This is a genomic window from Lysinibacillus sp. BF-4 (assembly GCF_000743635.1).
GTDB classification, from domain to species: Bacteria; Bacillota; Bacilli; order Bacillales_A; family Planococcaceae; genus Metalysinibacillus; species Metalysinibacillus saudimassiliensis.
The window spans coordinates 1-1,218 of record NZ_JPUW01000095.1 but is presented as its reverse complement, the minus strand read 5'-3'; the positions used below and the strand labels follow the sequence as shown (position 1 = coordinate 1,218).

Here is a 1,218-nt window from a genome sequence, read left to right as displayed (position 1 = left end):
GTCAACACTAAACTGGACAAAAATTATAAGGGTTGTTGCTTGAATTCCACAGGCGTTAGATAGCCCAGTGTTCCGTGAATTCGAATGTTATTGAACCAATGTACGTAATCGTTAAGTTCAAGAGCGAGCTGTTCAAGGGAAGTGAAGTAGGCTTGGTTAGCGAATTCTGTTTTAAATACCTTGAATGTCGCTTCAGCCACAGCGTTGTCATAAGGGCAACCTTTCATGCTCAGTGATCGCTGGATACCGAATGTTTCAAGTGCCTCGGAAATCAGCTTGTTATCGAACTCTTTTCCACGGTCGGTGTGAAACATTTTTACGTCATGTAAGTTGGCTCGAATACTCGCAATCGCTTGATACACCACCTCTGCCGTTTTATTTTCACCAGCACTATAGCCGATAATTTCACGGTTGAAAAGGTCGACAAATAAACATACATAGTGCCACTTTTTTCCGACACGGACGTATGTTAAATCGCTGACAATGACCGCTAATGGCTCGTCCTGATCAAATTCACGATTCAGTTCGTTCTTGACTGGTGCTTCGTTACAGCTTGATTTATATGGTTTAAATTGTGCCACAGTGTAGTTTGAAACCAGGCCCAGTTCATTCATCAAACGGCCGATCCTACGACGTGATACTTGTTTTGGCTCAGGTAATTTCGCTAATTCTTTTTTGATTTTACGTGTGCCGTAGTTGTTTCGGCTGCCTTTAAAAATACGTTTAATCTCTTTAGAAATCGCCAGGTCTTCGGCTTTTTTAGCACGTTTGCCAGAAAGATCCGCATGGTAATAATACGTGCTAGTTGATAGATTGAGGACGTCGCACATTGCTGATACCGAATATTTGTGAGCGTTATTACGAATCACATTTATTTTCGTCCCATGATCAGCGCCGCTTGCTTTAAAATGTCGACCTCCATCATCAGACGTTGGTTTTCTTTCCGTAGGCGTGCGAGTTCGTTTTCTTCTTCAGTACGGTTGTCTTTCGCTGCGAATGAACCAGTTTCTTTATGATTTTTAATCCAGCGATCTAGTGCAGAAGGTGTAATATCGTATTCTCGAGCAATCTCAGCGCGAGGTTTGCCATTTTCATAAAGCTTCACTAATTGCAGTTTAAATTCAGGTGTAAATGTTCGACGTTGACGTGTCATAAAAGCACGCTCCCTTAAGTTTATAGTCTAAGTTTACAAGCCCTTATTTTATCTGTCCAACTTAG

The 1,218-nt window shown here is 41.6% G+C and carries 1 protein-coding gene; it reads right to left on the bottom strand.

The window, feature by feature from the left end; all coding sequences use genetic code 11:
* Positions 1 to 23: 23 nt before the first annotated feature.
* Positions 24 to 1,153 (bottom strand): IS3 family transposase gene (locus CH76_RS13290; protein ID WP_152553354.1). Its coding sequence is split into 2 segments (ribosomal slippage): positions 24 to 907 and positions 907 to 1,153, totalling 1,131 coding nucleotides; the frame shifts between segments, so codons are not numbered across the junction.
* Positions 1,154 to 1,218 lie beyond the last annotated feature (65 nt).